The following is a 379-nucleotide window of genomic DNA, read 5'->3' as shown; positions in this document are numbered from 1 at the left end:
CGACACCGTCGAGGTCGGCGAGGTCATCGCGCGCATCGGCGATGCGGATGCGGCGGCGTCCTCTGCTGACGCTGACGACTCGGATGACACTGAAGAGAAGGCCGAGGAGCCCGCTGAGGAGAAGGAAGAAGCTCCGAAGCAGGAGAAGAAGTCTTCCGGTTCCGGCGCTGGCACCAAGGTTGAGATGCCGGAGCTCGGCGAGTCCGTCACCGAGGGCACCATTACCACCTGGCTGAAGGAAGTCGGCGACGAAGTTGAGGTCGACGAGCCGCTGCTCGAGGTCTCCACCGACAAGGTCGATACCGAAATCCCGTCCCCGGTCGCCGGCACCCTGGTTGAGGTGCTGGCCGAGGAGGACGACACCGTCGAGGTCGGCGAG

The 379-nt window shown here is 65.2% G+C and carries 1 protein-coding gene; it reads left to right on the top strand.

Going from position 1 to position 379, the window contains the following annotated elements:
- A partial coding sequence (locus HMPREF2990_RS13130) for a biotin/lipoyl-containing protein (protein WP_305764509.1) occupies window positions 1-379 on the top strand: 379 nt, incomplete at both ends.

Source organism: Corynebacterium sp. HMSC071B10, assembly GCF_001814825.1.
Lineage (GTDB): Bacteria > Actinomycetota > Actinomycetes > Mycobacteriales > Mycobacteriaceae > Corynebacterium.
Note: the sequence above shows the minus strand (reverse complement) of the source record. Positions and strands in the feature narration are given on the sequence as shown.